Source organism: Streptomyces pyxinicus, from assembly GCF_024753135.1.
Classification (GTDB): Bacteria; Actinomycetota; Actinomycetes; order Streptomycetales; family Streptomycetaceae; genus Streptomyces; species Streptomyces pyxinicus.
Window position 1 is genome coordinate 1 of sequence record NZ_JANUGP010000037.1, and the last position, 19,071, is coordinate 19,071.

Below are 19,071 nucleotides of genomic sequence, written 5' to 3' on the forward strand. Positions count from 1 at the left end.
GCACGTCGGAGCGGGGTACTACGGTCGCGGGTTCCGGTCGCGGATCATGAGGGCGGCCCGCTTGCCGGGCACGTCGACCTCGGCCGCGCGGCGGAAGCCGGCGCTCTGGAACGCGGCGACGGACCGGGTGTTGCGCAGGTCCGGTTCCGCCACCACGCGCGCGCAGGCGGGGCGCCGGTCGAGCACGAGGCCGGCCACGGCCCGGAGCAGGGCCGGGCCCAGGCCGCGCCCCCGGTCCCCGGCGTCGCCCAGGAGCAGGTGGACGCCGGTGTCGTGGGGGCGGGCCGGGTAGCGGCGGGCGAGCGGGTCCAGGTCGGCCCGGTAGATCTCCCAGTAGCTCATCGGTACGCCGTCCAGCAGCCCGAGGCACGGCACGCTGCGTCCGTCGCCGTCCAGTTGGGCCCGCACGTGGTCCGCCGTCCGCTCCTCGGGGCCGGCCAGCTCCCAGAACTCAGCGACGGCGGGGTCGTTCATCCAGCCGTGGAGCAGCGGCAGGTCGTGCGGGAGGCGGACCGGCACCAGGTGGAAGGAGCCGACGGGGGTGGCGGCCGGGCCCCAGGCGGCGACCCGGTCCAGGAGGTCCGGGCTGTCCGTGGTGCCCGACGCGAACAGGGCGAGGTACTCGGCGGGCAGATGCAGGTCGAGCGTGTCCTCGCAGTCCCCGTCGTCGTCCTCGACGGAGAACACGCCGAACAGGGGGCCGGTGCGGGCGGGACCGTGGGCTGCGTTCGCGTCGGCGGGCGGCATGACGCGCTCCTCTCAGGAGGCGACGGGGGCGGAGACTCGGCGGCGGGTCCGGTCCTCGACGGCGGGATCAGGCGTGCAGGGGGTTGGCGATGGTGACGTAGACGGACTGGGTGTCGACCGGGCCGACGAGTTCGTCGAGGCCGCGCAGCCGGGTCAGGAGGTTGGCCTTGCAACGCAGGACGGGCGAGTCGAGCAGCCGGGCGGGCAGCGGGCTGCGCGGGGCGCCGGGGCCGGTGGCGAGGCCGGTGAGGAAGCGCCGGAAGGCGGCCAGCAGCAGCCGCTCGTCGGCGAGGTGCTGGGAGCCGAGGGCGCCGATCAGGCCGAACACGTTGTTGACGGCGAGGTAGTAGGCGAAGCGTTCGTCGGTGACCTCGTCGGAGACGAACGTGTCGCTGCGCTCGCCGACGCCGGGCAGCCGGGCCTCCAGTTCGGCGCGCCGGGATTCGCGGAAGTAGTACCCCTGGTTGTCGCGGTACCGGCCGCCGGCGGGCCAGCCGTCGCCGTCCAGCAGCAGCAGCGTGTTCTGCTGGTGCGCTTCGAGGGCGATGCCCGCCGCGCCGTCCAGCCAGAGCACGGGCCGTACGACGTGCTCCAGATACCGCAGGAACCACTCGGCGGCGACGGCCCCGACCGGTCTGCCGGTGCGGGCGGCGAGCCGGGCCAGCAGCCGGGCCAGCCGGGACCGCATCGGCCACGTGCCACGATCCTCACCGGAGTCGGGGTCCGGGAGCGGCCGGGGCGAGAGGAGTCCGGCGACGCAGCCGACGTCGTCCGCCGGGGCGAACGGGTTGTGCCGGATCACCACGTCAAGGCCGGGCACCGGCAGCCCGTCCGGGCCGTCGACGGCGAGCCAGGCCGGGTCGCGGACGATGTCGAAGCCGGGGTGCGCGGCCCCCCACCGCTCCGCCAGCCCGGCGCGCAGCAGCCGGTGCACCTCCACCCCGCGGTGCAGCTCCTTGCGCAGGTTCTCCCGGCGGGAGTTGGTGATGCGCAGCCCCAGGGACAGCTTGAGCATCGCGGGCGCCCCGGACCGGTGGACGGTGCGGACGGAGGACGTGGGGTGCCAGGGCGGTCCGGCGGGGCCGAGGTCGCGCAGCAGCCCGGAGTCCAGGAGTGCGGCGACGGGCTCGCGGTGCCGTGTCTCGCGGGCCTGCCACGGGTGCAGCGGCAGGGCGGCGTAGCCGTCGGGCAGGGGCAGCGCGGTGGCGGCGAGGCGTCGGGTGAGGTCCCCGGCGGGCACGGCACGGCCGCGTTCGGTCCAGGCGGAGTCGGCCGCGAGCAGGGCGGGGGCGACGGCCAGCCAGTGCAGCGGGAAGGCCCCGCGCAGTTCGGGTGAGTACCGGCGGCCCTCGGACTCCGTCAGGCCCTCGCGGCTCTTGGGGGTGGGGTGCAGGGGGTGGCCGAGCAGGAGGGCCTGTTCGGCGGAGAGGAAGCGGTCGGGGCCGTCGGCGGGGTGGGCGCGCCGGTCGCGGACGAAGACGGCGGTACGGCGCAGGGAGTCGGCGACCCGGGCCGCGAGGTCGCCGTCGTCACCGTGGCCACCGGTCCCGGTGCCGGGTGCGGTGCGGCGGGGGCCGTCCTCGGTCTCCCGGGCGAGGGGCACGGTGGCGCTCTCGCCGGGGCGCGGGTCCGGCGCGCTCTCCCGGGTGAGCAGGGCGGCGAGCGTCACGGCGTCGGCGGGCGGGGCGTCGACGGGGGTGCCGGTGAGGCGGGGCGGTCCGAAGCGGTGCCAGCCCGTCGGGGACCAGTAGCGGACCGGCACGGTCAGGGCGGTGCCGCTGGCCGGCAGGGGCACGTGCAGGACACCGCCGGCGGGGGCGGGGAGGCCGGTCTCGCGCACCCAGCACCGCAGCAGGTTCTCCACCGCGGCTGCCCCCGCGGCGGCGTCGGGGTCGGGGTGCTCCAGCGGGTCGGCGCCCGGCTCCGGCTGCCGGACCAAGGAGACGCTGCGCCGCTTCTGCTGGGGAACCGCCTCGGCGAGCGGGACGGGTGAGTTGGAGGCGCCGGCGTCCCCCTGTTCGTCGGGAGCGCCGGAGCGGCCGTCGGAAGCGGGGGTGTCGTTCATGGCGGGCTCCAGGGGCTGGGGAAGGAGTGGCTCGCGGGCCGGGTCCGGCGCCGCTCGACCACGGGGGCCGCAGAAGGGGCGCCTGCCTCGGGGAGGGCGGCCCGGTCTCCTTCGGGCGGGTGGTCGGGGCGGTCTCGGGTGCCGGTCACCGGCCGGCGGTGTTCAGTCCGCGGGCCGGCCCGGGGCGCCGGGGCGCGGGTGCCGGGGGTGGTCGCGGGCCACCGCCGTCACCGCGTCGGTGAGCCGGTCGAGGACGGCCTCGGCCTGTTCGTCGCTGATGGTCAGGGGTGGCAGCAGCCGGACCACGGACGCGTGCCGGCCGCCGAGCTCGACGATCAGCCCGCGTGCGAGGCACTCCCGCCGCACGGCCGCGGCGAGGTGGGGCGCGGCCGGGCGGGGTGCGCCGGCGGATTCCGGGCCGTCCGGCGTCACGGCGTCCAACGCGACCGAGGCAGCCGAGGCAGCCGGGGCAGCCGGGGCTTCAGAACCACCCGAGGCATCCAGAGCCATGGAGCCGGCCGAGGCAGCCGGAATGTGCGAGCCGCCCGGAACCACCGAGCCACCGTCCGGGGCTTCCGCCTCCGGCTCCACCACCTCCACCCCGATCATCAGCCCCCGCCCCCGCACCTCGCCGACGCACGCGAAATCACGCAGGAATCGGTCGAGTTGGGACAGCATGCGAGCGCCGAGGTCGGCGGCCCGGGCGGCGAGGCCGTGCTCGCGGACGTAGGCGAGGGTCGCGGTGCCGGCGGCCATGGCGAGCTGGTTGCCGCGGAAGGTGCCCGCGTGGGCGCCGGGCTCCCAGACGTCCAGCTCCTCGCGGTAGACGATCACGGCCAGGGGCAGACTGCCGCCGATGGCCTTGGACATGACCATGATGTCGGGGGTGACGCCGCTGTGGTCTACGGCCCAGAAGGCCCCGGTGCGGCCGACGCCGGTCTGGATCTCGTCGGCGATCAGCGGAACGTTCCGGTCCGCGGTGATCCGGCGCATCCGGCGCAGCCACGCGTCCGGCGCGGGGATCACGCCGCCCTCGCCCTGCACGGGTTCGAGGATCATCCCGGCGGGCAGCGGCACGCCCGACTTGGGGTCGTCGAGCAGGGACTCGGTCCAGCGGGCCCCGAGTTCGGCGCCGCGCGGGCCGCCGACGCCGAAGGGGCAGCGGTAGTCCTGCGGGTAGGGCAGGCGGGTCACCTGGACCTCGGGGGCGCCTCCGGAGGCGGCGAGCGCGCCGGCGGTCATGCCGTGGTAGGCGCCGGTGAAGGCGAGGACGCCGGTGCGGCCGGTCGCGGCCCGGGCCAGTTTCAGGGCGGCCTCGACGGCGTCGGTGCCGGCCGGCCCGCAGAACTGGACCCGGGCGCGCTCGGCGAGGCCGGGCGGCAGGGTGCGGAACAGCTCGGTGACGAAGGCGTCCTTGACGGGGGTCGCGAGGTCGAGCACGGTGAGCGGGGCGCCGGAGTCGAGGACCCCCCGGACGGCCTCCAGCACGACCGGGTGGTTGTGGCCGAGCGCGAGGGTGCCGGCGCCGGAGAGGCAGTCCAGGTAACGGCGGCCGTCGGCGCCCTCGATGGTGAGCCCGCGGGCCCGGACCGGCACGATGGGCAGGGCGCGGGCGTAGGTGCGGGCCGAGGACTCCCGCGCCGACTGGCGGCCGAGGATCCCCTCGGGCACGGCACGTGCCTGTTCCTGCGGCCCTTGGGCCACCGAATCCGTAACGGCCACGGCGCGTCGTCCTCCCCGCGGTTCACAGGCGAGCTGATGCCGGGGACCGGGCGCAGGCAGCGGGCCCCCCACCGCTACAACCGCCGACGGCCCGCCGGGTTACGGGTCAGGACGGATTCGTTGCGCGAGGCAGGGCGTGAGGGGGCTCGCATCGGTGTCCCGCGCGCCCGGTCGGCCGGGTCGGACGGCTTGTAGCCGAACCGTTGCCGCCCCGTGGGAAGTCCCCCACAGCGAGCGCATAGTGTGTGAGGCCGTTCCCGAAGGGCCGGGGACCGGCGTGAACTCCCCACGGGTGCGCGGCCGGTGTCCCGGGCCGAGCACGAGTTCCTTCACAGCAGGGGGAGTCACCACCATGCGATCCATACGGCCGTCGTCCACCGTCCGGCGAGGAGGGGGCAGGCGCCGTACTCCGTCCGCGCTGGCGGCGCTCGCCCTCGTCCCGGCGCTGGCGCTGACCGCCACCGCCTGCAACGGCGACGACAACGCCGACGGCCGGCCGTCCGCCACCGCGACCGTGGGTTCCGGCGACGGCAAGATCCGGATTCCGGACAACCTCAAGAAGAGGCTGAAGGAACACGGCATCGACGTCGACAAGTGGCAGGACGGCGCCTGGAAGAACTGGAACCGGGACGACTGGCTGCGCGAGGCCGACGACTTCATCAACCCGATCATCAAGGGGCTGTGGAACCCGGACCGGATGCGGGACGCGAACGATCCCGACAAGGGTGTCGACGAGAACGACCTCTCCGGTGACCAGGGCGTCACCGACCCGACGCCGCAGCCGGTGCGGGCCCAGACCGTCGCGCCGCCGTACCACTCCAACGCCGCCACCTCGGGCAAGGTGTTCTTCGACTCCCCCGAGGGCACCATGGTCTGCTCGGCGACGGTCGTGACCGATCCGGCGCACCCGGGCAAGTCCAACATGATCTGGACGGCGGGCCACTGTGTGCACGCCGGCAAGGGCGGCGGCTGGTACCGGAATATCGCCTTCGTGCCGTCGTACAACAACGCCGGTATGTCGGCCGCCCAATTGAAGAGCGCGAGCCGGTCCGAGGTGGCTCCGTACGGCGTCTGGTGGGCCGACGAGGCGCAGACCTCGCAGCAGTGGATCGACCAGGGCGGCGAGAGCGGCGGTGACGGCGCCTCGTACGACTTCGCGGTCATCCATGTCACGCCGGAGCAGGGCGGTGACGGCAAGTCGCTGGAGGAGACCGTCGGCGGGGCGCTGCCGGTGAACTTCGACGCGCCCGCTGTGCCGAAGGTGAACAGCATCACCGCGTCCGGGTATCCGGCGGCGGCCCCCTACGACGGCCGGCTGCTGTACCGGTGCCAGGACAGGCCGGGCCGGCTGTCCCTGCAGGCGTCGGCGCCGACGATGTACCGGATCGGCTGCACGATGACCGGCGGCGCCTCGGGCGGCGGCTGGGTGGAGACGGGGGCGGACGGCAAGCCGGCCCTGGTCTCCAACACCTCCATCGGCCCGGTGAAGTCGGGCTGGCTGGCCGGTCCCCGGCTGGGTGACGTGGCCAAGGGCGTGTACGACTCGGTGAGCCGGAAGTTCGCCGGGCGCTGACGTCCGTACAGGCACCGGATACGGCGACGGCCCGCCGCCCCTTGCGGGGTGGCGGGCCTTCGGCGGTGCACCGGCGGGTGGCTCAGCTCGCGGAGACCGGTGCGTACGGCGCCAGGTCCGCCGCCAGTTCCTCGTGCACCCGGGCCTTGAGCAGGGTGCCCTCCGCGAGGTGCTCCTCGGAGATCACCTCGCCCTCGGTGTGGGCGCGGGCGACGAGCTTGCCGTGCGTGTACGGCACGAGCGCCTCGACCTCGACCGAGGGGCGGGGCAGCTCGTCGTCGATCAGGGTGAGCAGTTCCTCGATGCCCTGGCCGGTGCGGGCCGAGACGGTGATCGAGCGCTTCTCCGTGCGCTGGAGCCGCTGGAGGACCAGCGGGTCGGCGGCGTCCGCCTTGTTGATGACGACGATCTCGGGCACCCCGGTGGCGCCGACGTCCCGGATCACCTCGCGCACGGCGGCAAGCTGCTCCTCCGGGTCCGGGTGCGAGCCGTCCACCACGTGCAGGATCAGGTCGGAGTCGCCGACCTCCTCCATGGTGGAGCGGAACGCCTCGACCAGGTGGTGCGGCAGGTGCCGGACGAAGCCGACGGTGTCCGCCAGCGTGTACAGCCGGCCGCTCGGGGTCTCCGCGCGGCGCACGGTCGGGTCCAGGGTCGCGAACAGCGCGTTCTCGACCAGGACGCCGGCCCCGGTGAGCCGGTTGAGGAGGGAGGACTTGCCCGCGTTGGTGTAGCCCGCGATGGCCACGGACGGCACCTTGTTGCGGCGGCGCTCCTGGCGCTTGACCTCGCGGCCGGTCTTCATGTCCGCGATCTCCCGGCGCATCTTCGCCATCTTCTCGCGGATCCGGCGCCGGTCCGTCTCGATCTTGGTCTCACCGGGGCCACGCGTGGCGAGCCCGCCGCGACCGCCACCCATCTGCCGGGACAGCGACTGGCCCCAGCCGCGCAGCCTCGGCAGCATGTACTGCATCTGCGCGAGCGCGACCTGCGCCTTGCCCTCCCGGGACTTGGCGTGCTGGGCGAAGATGTCCAGGATCAGGGCCGTACGGTCGATGACCTTGACCTTGACCACGTCCTCCAGCTGGATCAGCTGGCCGGGGCTCAGCTCACCGTCGCAGATCACCGTGTCCGCGCCGGTGTCGAGGACGATGTCCCGCAGCTCCAGGGCCTTGCCGGAGCCGATGTAGGTGGCCGCGTCGGGCTTGTCGCGGCGCTGGATGACGCCGTCGAGCACGAGGGCGCCCGCCGTCTCCGCGAGGGCGGCCAGCTCCGCGAGGGAGTTGTCGGCGTCCTGTGCGGTGCCGGTGGTCCACACCCCGACGAGCACGACCCGCTCCAGACGGAGCTGCCGGTACTCGACCTCGGTGACATCCTCCAGCTCGGTGGACAGGCCGGCCACGCGGCGCAGGGCCGCGCGCTCGGAGCGGTCGAACTGGTCGCCGTCCCGCTCGCCGTCGATCTCGTGGCTCCAGGCGACGTCCTCTTCCATCAGGGCATCGGCCCGCAGGCCCTCGGGGTAGTCGTGCGCGAGGCGCTTGGTGTCCTGGGAAGGGGAAGAAGAGGAGGTCATTGGATCCTTACGTCGATGGGATTACCGTGCCGGTCTCCGTGGGCGGCCGGGCGGACCGCTCATCCTGTACAACGCGCGAGTACCCCGGGAGATTCCCGCCTCCCCCGCCGCGCCGCCCCGATGCCGACCTGAAGATGGTCGCACGGGACGGCACGTCTCGTCACCGTGTTATCGGCGCGCGGGGCGGCGCGCGGGATGCCCTAGCGGTGGCCCTGCGCCCGGGGGGTCCGGGGCGTGGCCTTGGCGGCGGCCTGGGGCTTCCAGTCGGGGTGGCCCGGCATCGGCGGGGTCTTCGCGCCGTAGAGCCAGGCCTGGAAGAAGCCGTCGAGATCGCGTCCGGCGACCGCGGAGGCGAGCCGGATGAAGTCGGCGGTGCCGGCGGTGGAGTCCCGGTGCTCCTGGACCCACAGCCGCTCCAGCCGCTCGAAGGCCGGGCGGCCGATCTCCTGGCGCAGGGCGTACAGGACGAGCGCGGCGCCGTCGTAGACGTTCGCGCGGAAGATGCCGATCTTCTGACCGGGGGCGGGCGGCTTGGGGCGGGCGGGCGGTCCGCCGGCCTCGCGCCAGCGGTCGGAGGCGCCGTAGGCCGCCTTCATCCGGTCCGCCATGGGCCGGTCGGCGGTCTCCTCGGCGTACAGCTCCTCGTACCAGGTGGCGTGTCCCTCGTTCAGCCACACGTCGGACCAGGTGCGGGGGCTGACGCTGTCGCCGAACCACTGGTGGGACAGTTCGTGCACCATGACGGACTCGATGTACCACTTGGGGTAGGCGGGCTCGGTGAACAGGTCCTTCTCGAACAGCGAGAGGGTCTGTGTCTCCAGTTCGAAGCCGGTGGCGGCCTGCGCCATCAGCACGCCGTAGGTCTCGAAGGGGTAGCGGCCGACCTTGCCCTCCAGCCAGGCGATCTGGTCGGGCGTCTTGGCGAGCCAGGGTTCGAGGGTCTTGCGGTCGGCGCTGGGCACGACGTCGCGGAGCGGCAGGCCGTGCGGGCCCTCGCGGCGGACGACGGCGGAGCGGCCGATGGAGACCTGGGCCAGCTCGGTGGCCATGGGGTGCCGGGTGCGGTAGATCCAGGTGGTGGTGTCCCCGGTGCGCTCGGCTCCGGTCGGCAGACCGTTGGCGACGGCCGTGTAGGCGTTCGGCACGGTGATCCGGAACGTGTACATGGCCTTGTCGGAGGGGTGGTCGTTGCACGGGAAGACCAGGTGGGCGGCGTCGGCCTGGTTGGCCATGGCGAGGCCGTCGGTGGTGCGCACCCAGCCGCCCTCCTGGTCCGCTTCGGACACCGGGTCGCTCGTGTGGCGCACGGTGATCCGGGTCCACATGCCCCGGTGCAGGGGGTGCGCGGGGGTGACGACCAGGTCGTCGCCGGCACGGGTGAAGTCGGCGGGGCGGCCGTCGACCTCGACGGAGCCGACGGTGCCGTGCGCGAAGTCGAGGTTGATCCGCTCCAGGTCGGCGGTGGTCCAGGCGTCGATGGTGGTCACGGCCCGCAACGGCTTGTCGTTGCGGCCGGGGAAGTCGAACGACAGGTCGTACGACGCCACGTCGTAGCCGGGGTTGCCGAGGTAGGGGTAGAGCCGGTCGCCGACGCCCAGGGGCTCGGCCGGGGCCGCGGCGGCGAGGAGGCAGACGGAGACGGCGGAGGCGAGCAGGGCCGCCTTCCGGTGCCGGATGATCCGGAGCCGGGTCCGGAGGCGAGGGGTGAGCAGCATGGACCACCGCTACCAGGGCACGCCCGGCGCCCGGTGCCGACGCGCACCCGATCCACCCGATCGGGTCGGCGTGCGGAGCCTTCGGGGCCCGTCAGGCCTTCAGGGGGTCTTCAGGGGGTGGGTGCCTGGGCCCGGCTCACGTCGTACACCCCCGGGACGTCCCGCATGGCGCGCATCAGGGTCGGCAGGCCCGCCGCGTCGGGGAGCTGGAGGGTGTAGGTGTGGCGCACCCGCTGCTGGCTGGGCGGTTCGACGGTGGCGGAGACGATCTCGACACCCGCCAGGGCGATCGCCTCGGTGAGGTCGGCGAGCAGATGGGGGCGGCCGAACGATTCGGCGACCAGGGTGACGCGGCACTCGGCGCCGTCCCCCCAGCGCACGCCGATCTCCGCGCGCCCCCGGTTCTTCATGTCCGCCACCGCCGCGCACTCCACGCGGTGCACGGTGACCACTCCCCCGCGCACCGTGAACCCGGTGATCCCGTCCGGCGGCACGGGCGTGCAGCACCCGGCGAGCCGTACGGGCGCGTCGGGCCGGTCCGCCAGGACGTCGGCGCCGCGGAAGCGGTCGGCCGGGACGCCGTCGGCCGGACCGGCCGCGTCACGGGGCCCGGCGCGGTCGGGGGCGGCCTGCTCGGCGGGGTCCGGGCGGCTCTCCTCGGCCGGTGCCTCTCCGCCGCCGGGATGCGTCGCCAGCCAGCGCTGGATGGCGATGCGGGCGGCCGGCGTGTGGGCGTGCTCCAGCCATTCGCGGGAGGGCTCGGAGGCGGGGTCCTGGCCCATCAGCAGTTGCACGCTGTCGCCGTCCCTCAGGACGGTGCTGAGCGTGGCGAGGCGCTCGTTGACCCGGGCGCCGATACACGCGTGCGCGTCCTCGCCGTACTGCGCGTAGGCGGCGTCCACGCAGGTGGCGCCCTCGGGCAGGCCCAGGGTGCCGCCGTCGGGACGGTAGACGGTGATCTCCCGGTCCTGGGCGAGGTCCTCGCGCAGGGTGGACCAGAAGGTGTCGGGGTCGGGCGCGCCCCGCTGCCAGTCGAGCAGCCGGGAGAGCCAGCCGGGGCGGGTGGGGTCGGCCCGCTCGCCGTCGGCCGGGTCGTCGGCCCCCGGGGCGTACGGATTGCCGAGCGCGACGACGCCCGCCTCGGCGACCTTGTGCATCTGGTGGGTGCGGATGAGGACTTCGACGACCTGCCCGTCCGGCCGCGCCACGGCGGTGTGCAGCGACTGGTACAGGTTGAACTTCGGTACGGCGATGAAGTCCTTGAACTCCGAGACCACCGGCGTCATACAGGTGTGCAGTTCGCCGAGGACGCCGTAGCAGTCGGCGTCCTCCCCGACCAGCACGAGCAGCCGGCCGAAGTCGGTGCCGCGCAGTTGCCCGCGTTTCCGGGACACGCGGTGCGCGGAGACGAAGTGCCGGGGGCGGATGAGGACTTCGGCGGGCAGGCCGGCGTCGCGCAGCACCGCGCGGACCTCGTCGGCGACCTCGGCCAGGGGGTCGCCGGGCCGGGCGGCGTTCTCGGCGATGAGTTCCCTGGTGTGCTCGTACTCCTCGGGGTGGAGGATGGCGAAGACCAGGTCCTCCAGCTCGGTCTTGAGGGCCTGCACACCGAGGCGTTCGGCGAGCGGGATGAGGACGTCACGGGTGACCTTGGCGATCCGCGCCTGTTTCTCGGGGCGCATCACGCCGAGCGTGCGCATGTTGTGCAGGCGGTCGGCGAGTTTGATCGACATCACGCGTACGTCGCTGCCGGTGGCGACGAGCATCTTGCGGAAGGTCTCGGGCTCGGCGGCGGCACCGTAGTCGACCTTCTCCAGTTTGGTCACGCCGTCGACGAGGTAACGGACCTCCTCGCCGAACTGTTCCCGCACCTGTGCCAGCGTCACATCGGTGTCCTCAACGGTGTCGTGCAGCAGGGAGGCCGTCAAGGTGGTGGTCTCGGCGCCGAGTTCGGCGAGGATCAGGGTCACCGCGAGGGGGTGGGTGATGTACGGCTCGCCGCTCTTGCGCGTCTGGCCGCGGTGCGAGGACTCCGCCAGGACGTAGGCGCGGCGCAGGGGTTCGAGGTCCGCGTCGGGGTGGTGGGCGCGGTGCGCCTCCACCACATGGCCGATGGCGTCGGGCAGTTTGCCGCGCACGGCGGTGCCGAGCAGCGCGACCCGGCCGAGCCGGCGCAGGTCGATCCGCGGCCGGGCCTTGCGGCGGGCCGCCGCGGGCGCGACGGACGCGGTGAGTGCCGGTGGCACCGCGGGCGCTACCGCTCCAGGGGTCGCAGGGTTCGTGGCCTCCGCACTCATGGGCACCTCCGGCTCGTGACCGGCGGACGGGGCCCCAGGGCGTACGCGGCTCAGGGATGGCGACGTTCCCCCGTCCGTGCCGGTGCTTGATGCTATCGAGCCCACCACCCGCGACAGACCGCCTCCGGCCGAGCGTGAAACGGATCACCCATTCGAGCGATGGTGACGAGGTTTAGGATTTGCGCCACCTGCCCTGAACTCGCCCGCGGTTTCGAACGGCCCCGGCCGGACGGAACCGCTGATCCACGGGGCGGAGACCGTTTCGCCGGGTCAACGGAGCGCGTTTTCCAGCCATTCGGCGTCGATCTCGCCCTCGGCGACGATCACCGCGGGCCCGGTCATCTCGATCTCGCCGTCCGGCCGTTCGGTGATGACCAGGCGTCCGCCGGGGAGGTCGACGGTGTACGTGGCCGGGGTGCCGGTGACGGCCGGGTCGGCGCCGTCGCGGCGGGCGGCGGCCACGGCGACGGCGCACGCGCCGGTGCCGCAGGAGCGGGTCTCGCCGGAGCCGCGCTCGTGCACGCGCATGGCGACGTGCCGGGGGCCGCGGTCGACGACGAACTCGACGTTCACCCCGTCCGGATAGGCGTCCGCCGGGCCGACCGGCGGCGCGTCGAGCAGGCGGCCCGCGTCGGCCAGGTCGGCCACGAAGGCGACCGCGTGAGGGTTGCCCATGTTCACGTTGCGCGCGGGCCAGCCGTGCTCGCCGACGCTCACCGTGACCTCGCCCTCGGGGAGGCGCGCGCTGCCCATGCCGACGGTGACGTCGCCGTCCTTCGCGAGGTGTACGGACTTCACACCCGCGCGCGTGGCGATCGCGAGGTCTCCTTCGGTCACGTGCCCGGCGTGCTGGAGGTAGCGCGCGAAGACCCGGACGCCGTTGCCGCACATCTCGGCGACCGAGCCGTCGCCGTTGCGGTAGTCCATGAACCACTCGGCCTCGCCGGCCAGGTGCGCGGCCTCCGGGTGCGCGGCGGTCCGTACGACGTGCAGCACGCCGTCGCCACCGATGCCGGCCCGGCGGTCGCAGAGGGCGGCGACGGCGGCCGGCGACAGGTCGAGGGCGTTCTCGGGGTCCGGGACGATCACGAAGTCGTTCTCGGTGCCGTGACCCTTGAGGAAGGCGATCCGCGTGCTCATTCCTCGATCGTACGGGAGCGCGAGTGGCCCCCGGATCGGGGAGCGGCGGGGCATCGGGCCCAGCGGGGTGTCCGGCTCAGCGGAGTCTGGCCACGCGCCAGACGGCGAGCACCACGACCACCGCCACCAGCAGCACGTACCCGAGGGCGACCCGCCAGTCCGGGCGGCGGCCCGAGCCCCGCGCCGGCAGGCCGGGCCAGGTATAGCCCACCCGGCGGGCGGCCATCATGCCCCAGCCGGCGGCGCAGGAGCAGATCAGCAGGCCGAGCATGGCGATGACGGCTCCGCTGTCGCCGAAGTCGAAGGCGAGCGGGAACGCGAACATCAGGGAGCCGACCGCGGAGAGGGCCACGATGGGCGCGAGCTGCCAGATCCGCAGCCGGCGCTGCGGGCGCAGCTCGACCTCGACCTCGGGGCCGCCCGGATACATCTCCTCCGGGGTGGGTCCGTCGGCGGTCACCACGTCCGGCGTCTCGTCGGGGCCGTCCTCGGCCAGGGAGCCGTCGGGCAGGCGGTCGTCGGCCTGGGCCGGCTCATCACTCTCGGTGGTGAGGTGCTCGGTGCTCCGTGCGGTGTCGCGAGGGCCGGCCTCCATCGCCACGCGCCCTCCCAACTAGGCTCCACTTGGTCGATCGAAGCTCGATGATGGCACGGCGCCGAAGGCCCCGATGACCGGCGGCGCATCCCGATGCCATCACGTGATCAGGCTGTGACCGGTCGTTCGACCAACGCCAGGGCCTGCTCCGGAAGTTCCCCGCGGTCCGCCGCGGCCCCGCTCAGCCAGTGCACCCGGGGATCGCGCCGGAACCAGGAATCCTGGCGGCGCGCGAAGCGCTTGGTGGCACGGACCGTCTCGGCGCGCGCCTCCGCTTCCGTGCAGTCGCCGGCGAGTACCGCCAGGATCTGCTGGTAACCCAGCGCGCGCGCCGCCGTGCGCCCCTCGCGCAGGCCGCGCGCCTCCAGGGCGCGCACCTCGTCGACCAGACCCGCGTCCCACATCCGGTCGACCCGGCGCGCGATGCGCTCGTCCAGCTCCGGACGCGCCACGTCGACCCCGATCTGGACGGTGTCGTAGACGGAGTCGTGACCGGGCAGGTTCGCCGTGAAGGGCTGGCCGGTGATCTCGATCACCTCCAGGGCGCGCACGATGCGGCGGCCGTTGCCGGGCAGGATCGCGCGGGCGGCCTCCGGGTCGGCGGCGGCCAGCCGGGCGTGCAGCGCGCCGGAGCCGCGCAGCGCCAGCTCCTCCTCCAGACGGGCGCGCACCTCGGGGTCGGTGCCGGGGAACTCCAGGTTGTCGACGGCGCCGCGGACGTACAGCCCGGAACCGCCGACCAGGACCGGCCAGCGGCCCTCGGCGAGCAGCGCGTCGATCCGCGCGCGGGCGAGCTTCTGGTACTCGGCGACGGAGGCGGTGACCGTCACGTCCCAGATGTCGAGGAGGTGGTGCGGGACGCCGCCGCGTTCCTCGGGTGTCAGTTTGGCGGTGCCGATGTCCATCCCCTGGTACAGCTGCATGGAGTCGGCGTTGACGACCTCGCCGCCTAGTCGCCGGGCCAGGAAGACTCCGAGGTCCGACTTTCCGGCCGCGGTGGGTCCGACGACGGCGATGACACGGGGGGCGGGGGCTGCACTGCTCACCGCACCAGTCTCGCAAACCCGCGGGCCGGGTCCGGAACGAGCTCCGTCGCGGGAGGTTCGCGGGAGGTTCATCACCACGGGTGACGCGCGAATCGGCCCTCACGAGTACCGTATGAAGTGGATATGGGCGGGTTCGGGCGCCCGCGAGGGAAGGTGGACCATGGGTCTGTTGGACAACATGAAGCACAAGCTCGCCCCGGCCAAGGACAAGGTGTCGGACCTGGCGCGGCAGCACGGGGACAAGGTCCAGCACGGCATCGACAAGGCCGCGCGGGCCGTCGACGAGCGGACCAAGGGCAAGTACACCGACAAGATCCACGCCGGCACGGACAAGGCGAAGGACGCGATGGACCGCCTCGCCCACAAGGAGGGCCCTGGCAGCGGTCCCGACAGAACCTCTGCCGATCCGACCGTCCCCCTCCACCCGGAAGGCACCGGGACGGCGTCCGCCGAGCCCAGGCCCCCGACCCGTCCGGAGGGTCCCCCGCCGGCGTCCTGAGCGGGGCGGATCAGGACCAGGTGGCCACGAGGTAGCCGACGCCGTACGGCGCGTCCTCGTGCAGCAGGGTGCCGCCGAGTCCCGCGCCCTCGGCCGCTCCCGCCAGCACCTGCCAGGGCGCGCGGCCCGAGGCCTTCAGCTCGGATGCCAGTAGGGGGTCGAGCGCCCGGACCGCCGTCAGGTCCGCCGCGCCGAGCGCTCGTGCCACCTCGGCGTCGAAGGGCGCCGCGCGCTCGTCCAGATAGCCCGGCGCCTTGACCGTGCGGCACGCGCTGGCGTCCCCCATGACCAGCAGCGCCACCCGCGCGGCCCGCCCTCCGATCGCCCGTCCGGTCTCGGCGCACCGCTCCGGTTCGAGGGTTTCCCCGACGCCCAGTCCTTCGACCGGGGCATCGGGCCCGCCACTCCGCTCCAGCAGCCAGGCGCCGACGGCCAGCGAGGGCGGCAGTTCTCGCTCGGGCGCCCCGTCCGTGGCGGGGCCCAGGCGTACGGCGACGTCGACGCCGAATCCCCGGAAGGAGCCCGGGGTGCCCTGCGGGAACGGGCCGCGTGCGCTCGGCCCGGCGGGGCCCAGCACCACCAGCAGGTCGGGCCGGGCGGCGGCCAGGACGCCGAGGGCATCCGCGCATGCCGCGCGGGCCGCGTCCAGCTCGGGCGCGGCACCCGCGGCGACCTCGGGCACGAGCAGCGGCGGACAGGGGCAGAGGGCGGCGGCGACAAGCATGATCGGCAGGTTACGCCGTCACCGCTCTGTCCTGCGGTTCGTCGGGCGGGTGCCGTGTACCGGTGCTCAGCCGCAGTGCCGTGTACCGGTGCTCAGCCGCAGTGCCGTGTACCGGTGCTCAGTCGCAGCGGCTGTCTGTCGTACCGGTGGTCAGTCGCAGCCGCAGCCGCTGCCCGTCGCGACCGGCAGCGGCGCCGGGACACCGATCTTGGGCAGGCCGAGCATGACGCCCGCCGGCTTGGCGGCCTCGGCGGCGTTCCGCTTCTCCCAGGCGTCGCCGGCGCGCGTGCGGCGCACCCCGAGGGCGGGCCCCTCCGCGAGGAGGTGGTGCGGGGCGGCGTAGGTGATCTCGACGGTGACCACGTCGCCGGGGCGCACGTCCTGCTCCGGCTTGGTGAAGTGCACGAGGCGGTTGTCGGGGGCGCGGCCGGACAGGCGGTGGGTGGCGCCGTCCTTGCGGCCCTCGCCCTCGGCGACCATCAGCTCCAGGGTGCGGCCGACCTGCTTCTTGTTCTCCTCCCAGGAGATCTCCTCCTGGAGGGCGACGAGCCGCTCGTAGCGCGCCTGGACGACCTCCTTGGGGATCTGGCCGTCCATGGTCGCGGCCGGGGTGCCGGGCCGCTTGGAGTACTGGAAGGTGAACGCCTGCGCGAACCGCGCCTCGCGGACCGTGTGCAGGGTCTGCTCGAAGTCCTCCTCCGTCTCGCCGGGGAAGCCCACGATGATGTCGGTGGTGATGGCCGCGTGCGGGATGGCCGCGCGGACCTTCTCGATGATGCCGAGGAAGCGCTCCTGCCGGTAGGAGCGGCGCATCGCCTTCAGGACGGTGTCGGAGCCGGACTGGAGCGGCATGTGCAGCTGCGGCATCACGTTCGGCGTCTCGGCCATGGCGGCGATGACGTCGTCCGTGAAGTCGCGCGGGTGCGGCGAGGTGAAGCGGACCCGCTCCAGGCCCTCGACAGCGCCGCAGGCACGCAGCAGCTTGCTGAAGGCCTCGCGGTCGCCGATGTCGGAGCCGTAGGCGTTGACGTTCTGGCCGAGCAGGGTGATCTCGGAGACGCCCTCGGCGACCAGCGCCTCCACCTCGGCGAGGATGTCACCGGGGCGGCGGTCCTTCTCCTTGCCGCGCAGGGCCGGGACGATACAGAAGGTGCAGGTGTTGTTGCAGCCGACGGAGATCGACACCCAGGCCGCGTAGGCGCTCTCGCGGCGGGTCGGCAGGGTGGAGGGGAAGGCCTCCAGTGACTCGGCGATCTCGACCTGCGCCTCTTCCTGCACGCGCGCGCGTTCCAGCAGCACCGGCAGCTTGCCGATGTTGTGGGTGCCGAAGACGACGTCGACCCAGGGCGCCCGCCGCACGATGGTGTCGCGGTCCTTCTGCGCGAGGCAGCCGCCGACCGCGATCTGCATCCCGGGGCGGGTGGCCTTCCGGGGCGCGAGGCGGCCGAGGTTGCCGTACAGCCGGTTGTCGGCGTTCTCACGGACCGCGCAGGTGTTGAAGACCACCACGTCGGCGTCCCCATCGGCCCCCTCGGGCGCCCGCACATAGCCGGCCTCTTCGAGCAGCCCGGACAACCGCTCGGAGTCGTGGACGTTCATCTGGCACCCGTAGGTGCGGATCTCGTAGCTCTTGGGTGCTTGAGCGTCCACTGCGGGGCTCCGGTCACTGCTGCTCATGTCTCCAAGGGTAGGCGCTCCCCCGGACACCCCCTGCCCGGCCGGCCCGCACCCTCCGCTCCCCCGTGAGGCTCCGCCCCGCCCCGGTCTCCGAACTCCCCGCCCCTCGGGTCACCTTGGCCGGTTCGTGCGGGTCAGGTGCGTGCGGCCATGGCATGCTCATGAACCGTCATGGAGTTACCGGCCGGTTCTACTTCCCAGTAACCGAGCGTGCCGGTACCTCTCCGCCACCCCCCACTCGCACTCAGGACCCACCTTGCGCAGACGCATGAGGCACAGCCGTGCCCTGCTGCCCGCCTTCGCCGTGACCACCCTCTTCCTCACGGCCGCCTGCTCCTCCGCCCCGGCCCCCCACTCCGAGCCGGCGGCCGCCGCCGGACCCGGACGGCAGAGCGGCGCCGACGACAGTCCCGCCGACGGCACCGAGCACGCGCTCACCGTCGCCGCCGCGCCCACCCCGGCCGCGACCGCCACCGCCACGTCGTCCCCGGGCGGGTCCCGGGCGCGGGCGCACCGGACGACGCTCACCGTCGGCTCGTACGACAGCCGCACCCGGCGCGCCGTCATCACCGAGGGGCCGAAGAGCGGCGGGAATTCACCGAGCGCGCCGACGCCCACCAGTCCCCCGGCCGCCCGGCACCGGGCCGCCGTGGGCGACGTCATCGCCAGCGCGCCCGCGCCGGGAGCGCCGCGCGGGCTGCTCGCCAAGGTCACGAAGGTGGTCGGCGACACGGACCGCGGCACCGAGGTGCAGACGGAACCGGCCACGCTCAACGCCCTGCTGGGCGACGGCACCGCGAAGGGCGACGTACCGGTCGACCCGGCGTCCTTCACCGTCGACAAGCTGCTGCCCGATGTGACGGTTTCCTGGTCGAAGGCCGGTGACGTGCACGTGGGGCCCAAGGGTTCGACGGTGCCGCTGGGCAGCCTGCGGCTGGACGTGCGCGCCGAGGTGCCGACGGCCGAGGACGCCCCGGTCTCCGCCGGCGCCTCGCTGAAGGGCTTCGTGCAGGTCGCCCCGCAGGTCGACTTCGCCTACGGCGGCAACGGCAGCACCGCGGCCCCCGGTTCGGCCTACCTCGGCGTGTCCGGGAACTGGCGCTCCGGCTGGGCGGTCAGGGGCCGGGCCGCCGCCGCGACCGGGACACCCCTGCGCGTGCCCTTCGCCAAGCTGCACGCCGACCCCGTGCTCCAGGTCGGCCCCGTCCCCGTCGTCGTCAACCTGGACCTGACCTGCTACCTCCAGGTGAGCGGCGACGGGCACGTCACCGTCGACGTCGAGCAGAGCCTGAAGGGCGACTTCACGGCGGGCGGCACCTTCGGCGCGGGCCGGGGATGGACGCCGGTCAGCTCCTCGGACATCAGGAGCACCCCGGTGCGCGCCTCCCTCACCACCGCGGGCAGCCTGAAGACCGCACTCGGCGCCGAGGCCTCCGTCGGCCTCTACGGCGCGGTCGGTGTCACCGCCGACCTCGCCCCCTATCTGCGCGGCGAGGCCGCCGGCTCGGTCACCACCGCCTCCGCCGCGAAGAAGCCCGCGGCGCGGATCACCTGGGGTGTCTACGGCGGTGTCGACCTGTCCGGCACCCTGCGGCTCCAGCTCTCCGTCTTCGGCACGCCGGTCCTCCGCCGGAGCGTCCCGCTGGGCGCGCTGCACCACGAGTGGAAGCTGGCGAACGGCACGTCGGCGTCGTAGCG

Annotated in this window: 14 protein-coding genes; 3 read left to right on the top strand and 11 right to left on the bottom strand. The window is 74.0% G+C overall.

The features are described from left to right. Positions 1-18: 18 nt before the first annotated feature. The 3 genes from NX794_RS31675 to NX794_RS31685 all read right to left on the bottom strand — a co-directional run bounded on the left by NX794_RS31675 (position 19) and on the right by NX794_RS31685 (position 4,534). Positions 19-747 carry a GNAT family N-acetyltransferase gene (locus NX794_RS31675; protein WP_258783040.1) on the bottom strand — a complete coding sequence of 243 codons (729 nt, stop codon included), beginning with the start codon at positions 745-747 and terminating at the stop codon, positions 19-21. 67 nt (positions 748-814) lie between these two features. After that, positions 815-2,812, bottom strand: a complete 1,998-nt coding sequence (locus NX794_RS31680) for an IucA/IucC family protein (RefSeq protein WP_258783042.1) — start codon at positions 2,810-2,812, stop codon at positions 815-817. A gap of 162 nt (positions 2,813-2,974) precedes the next feature. Further along, a complete protein-coding gene (locus tag NX794_RS31685; RefSeq protein ID WP_258783043.1) occupies positions 2,975-4,534 on the bottom strand; it encodes a diaminobutyrate--2-oxoglutarate transaminase family protein in 1,560 nt (519 codons plus the stop codon). Between the two features lie 352 nt (positions 4,535-4,886). Between NX794_RS31685 and NX794_RS31690 the strand changes: the two genes are divergently transcribed. Then, positions 4,887-6,107, top strand: a complete 1,221-nt coding sequence (locus NX794_RS31690; protein WP_258783045.1) for a trypsin-like serine peptidase — start codon at positions 4,887-4,889, stop codon at positions 6,105-6,107. 82 nt (positions 6,108-6,189) lie between these two features. On the opposite strand, the gene hflX is transcribed toward NX794_RS31690, so the two are convergent. From hflX to miaA, 6 genes are all read right to left on the bottom strand, one after another. Then, on the bottom strand, positions 6,190-7,680 hold the full coding sequence (gene hflX / locus NX794_RS31695) for a GTPase HflX (RefSeq protein WP_258783046.1): 1,491 nt from the start codon (positions 7,678-7,680) through the stop codon (positions 6,190-6,192). Positions 7,681-7,880: 200 nt separating this feature from the next. Then, the gene (locus tag NX794_RS31700) at positions 7,881-9,395 is read right to left on the bottom strand and encodes a M1 family metallopeptidase (protein ID WP_258783048.1); all 1,515 of its coding nucleotides are present in this window, start codon (positions 9,393-9,395) and stop codon (positions 7,881-7,883) included. 110 nt (positions 9,396-9,505) lie between these two features. Then, positions 9,506-11,692, bottom strand: coding sequence for a RelA/SpoT family protein (locus NX794_RS31705; protein WP_258783049.1), 2,187 nt, complete (start codon positions 11,690-11,692; stop codon positions 9,506-9,508). Positions 11,693-11,962: 270 nt separating this feature from the next. Next, on the bottom strand, positions 11,963-12,832 hold the full coding sequence (dapF, locus tag NX794_RS31710; RefSeq protein ID WP_258783050.1) for a diaminopimelate epimerase: 870 nt from the start codon (positions 12,830-12,832) through the stop codon (positions 11,963-11,965). A 76-nt stretch (positions 12,833-12,908) separates the two neighbouring features. After that, the gene (locus tag NX794_RS31715) at positions 12,909-13,427 is read right to left on the bottom strand and encodes a hypothetical protein (RefSeq protein WP_258783123.1); all 519 of its coding nucleotides are present in this window, start codon (positions 13,425-13,427) and stop codon (positions 12,909-12,911) included. 107 nt (positions 13,428-13,534) lie between these two features. Beyond that, positions 13,535-14,473: a tRNA (adenosine(37)-N6)-dimethylallyltransferase MiaA gene (gene miaA / locus NX794_RS31720; RefSeq protein ID WP_258783052.1), complete on the bottom strand. Its 939-nt coding sequence runs from the start codon at positions 14,471-14,473 to the stop codon at positions 13,535-13,537. Between the two features lie 160 nt (positions 14,474-14,633). Between miaA and NX794_RS31725 the strand changes: the two genes are divergently transcribed. Further along, entirely contained in the window at positions 14,634-14,972 is a 339-nt protein-coding gene (locus NX794_RS31725; protein ID WP_258783054.1) for an antitoxin, read from the top strand. A 10-nt stretch (positions 14,973-14,982) separates the two neighbouring features. Here NX794_RS31725 and NX794_RS31730 read toward each other — a convergent pair whose 3' ends face one another. Further along, complete coding sequence (locus tag NX794_RS31730) at positions 14,983-15,696, bottom strand: class III extradiol dioxygenase subunit B-like domain-containing protein (protein ID WP_258783056.1); 714 nt, start codon at positions 15,694-15,696, stop codon at positions 14,983-14,985. Positions 15,697-15,846: 150 nt separating this feature from the next. Next, on the bottom strand, positions 15,847-17,373 hold the full coding sequence (gene miaB, locus NX794_RS31735) for a tRNA (N6-isopentenyl adenosine(37)-C2)-methylthiotransferase MiaB (protein WP_258783057.1): 1,527 nt from the start codon (positions 17,371-17,373) through the stop codon (positions 15,847-15,849). 268 nt (positions 17,374-17,641) lie between these two features. Between miaB and NX794_RS31740 the strand changes: the two genes are divergently transcribed. Next, positions 17,642-19,069, top strand: coding sequence for a hypothetical protein (locus NX794_RS31740; protein WP_258783063.1), 1,428 nt, complete (start codon positions 17,642-17,644; stop codon positions 19,067-19,069). Positions 19,070-19,071: the final 2 nt, after the last annotated feature.

Excerpts from the sequence above, each read along its gene's own strand:
- NX794_RS31725 (WP_258783054.1), top strand. The coding sequence starts at position 14,634 with ATGGGTCTGTTGGACAACATGAAGCACAAGCTCGCCCCGGCCAAGGAC.
- dapF (WP_258783050.1), bottom strand. The coding sequence starts at position 12,832 with ATGAGCACGCGGATCGCCTTCCTCAAGGGTCACGGCACCGAGAACGAC.
- NX794_RS31730 (WP_258783056.1), bottom strand. The coding sequence starts at position 15,696 with ATGCTTGTCGCCGCCGCCCTCTGCCCCTGTCCGCCGCTGCTCGTGCCC.
- NX794_RS31690 (WP_258783045.1), top strand. The coding sequence starts at position 4,887 with ATGCGATCCATACGGCCGTCGTCCACCGTCCGGCGAGGAGGGGGCAGG.
- hflX (WP_258783046.1), bottom strand. The coding sequence starts at position 7,680 with ATGACCTCCTCTTCTTCCCCTTCCCAGGACACCAAGCGCCTCGCGCAC.
- NX794_RS31680 (WP_258783042.1), bottom strand. The coding sequence starts at position 2,812 with ATGAACGACACCCCCGCTTCCGACGGCCGCTCCGGCGCTCCCGACGAA.
- NX794_RS31740 (WP_258783063.1), top strand. The coding sequence starts at position 17,642 with ATGAGGCACAGCCGTGCCCTGCTGCCCGCCTTCGCCGTGACCACCCTC.
- NX794_RS31675 (WP_258783040.1), bottom strand. The coding sequence starts at position 747 with ATGCCGCCCGCCGACGCGAACGCAGCCCACGGTCCCGCCCGCACCGGC.
- NX794_RS31715 (WP_258783123.1), bottom strand. The coding sequence starts at position 13,427 with ATGGAGGCCGGCCCTCGCGACACCGCACGGAGCACCGAGCACCTCACC.
- NX794_RS31705 (WP_258783049.1), bottom strand. The coding sequence starts at position 11,692 with ATGAGTGCGGAGGCCACGAACCCTGCGACCCCTGGAGCGGTAGCGCCC.
- NX794_RS31700 (WP_258783048.1), bottom strand. The coding sequence starts at position 9,395 with ATGCTGCTCACCCCTCGCCTCCGGACCCGGCTCCGGATCATCCGGCAC.
- miaB (WP_258783057.1), bottom strand. The coding sequence starts at position 17,373 with ATGAGCAGCAGTGACCGGAGCCCCGCAGTGGACGCTCAAGCACCCAAG.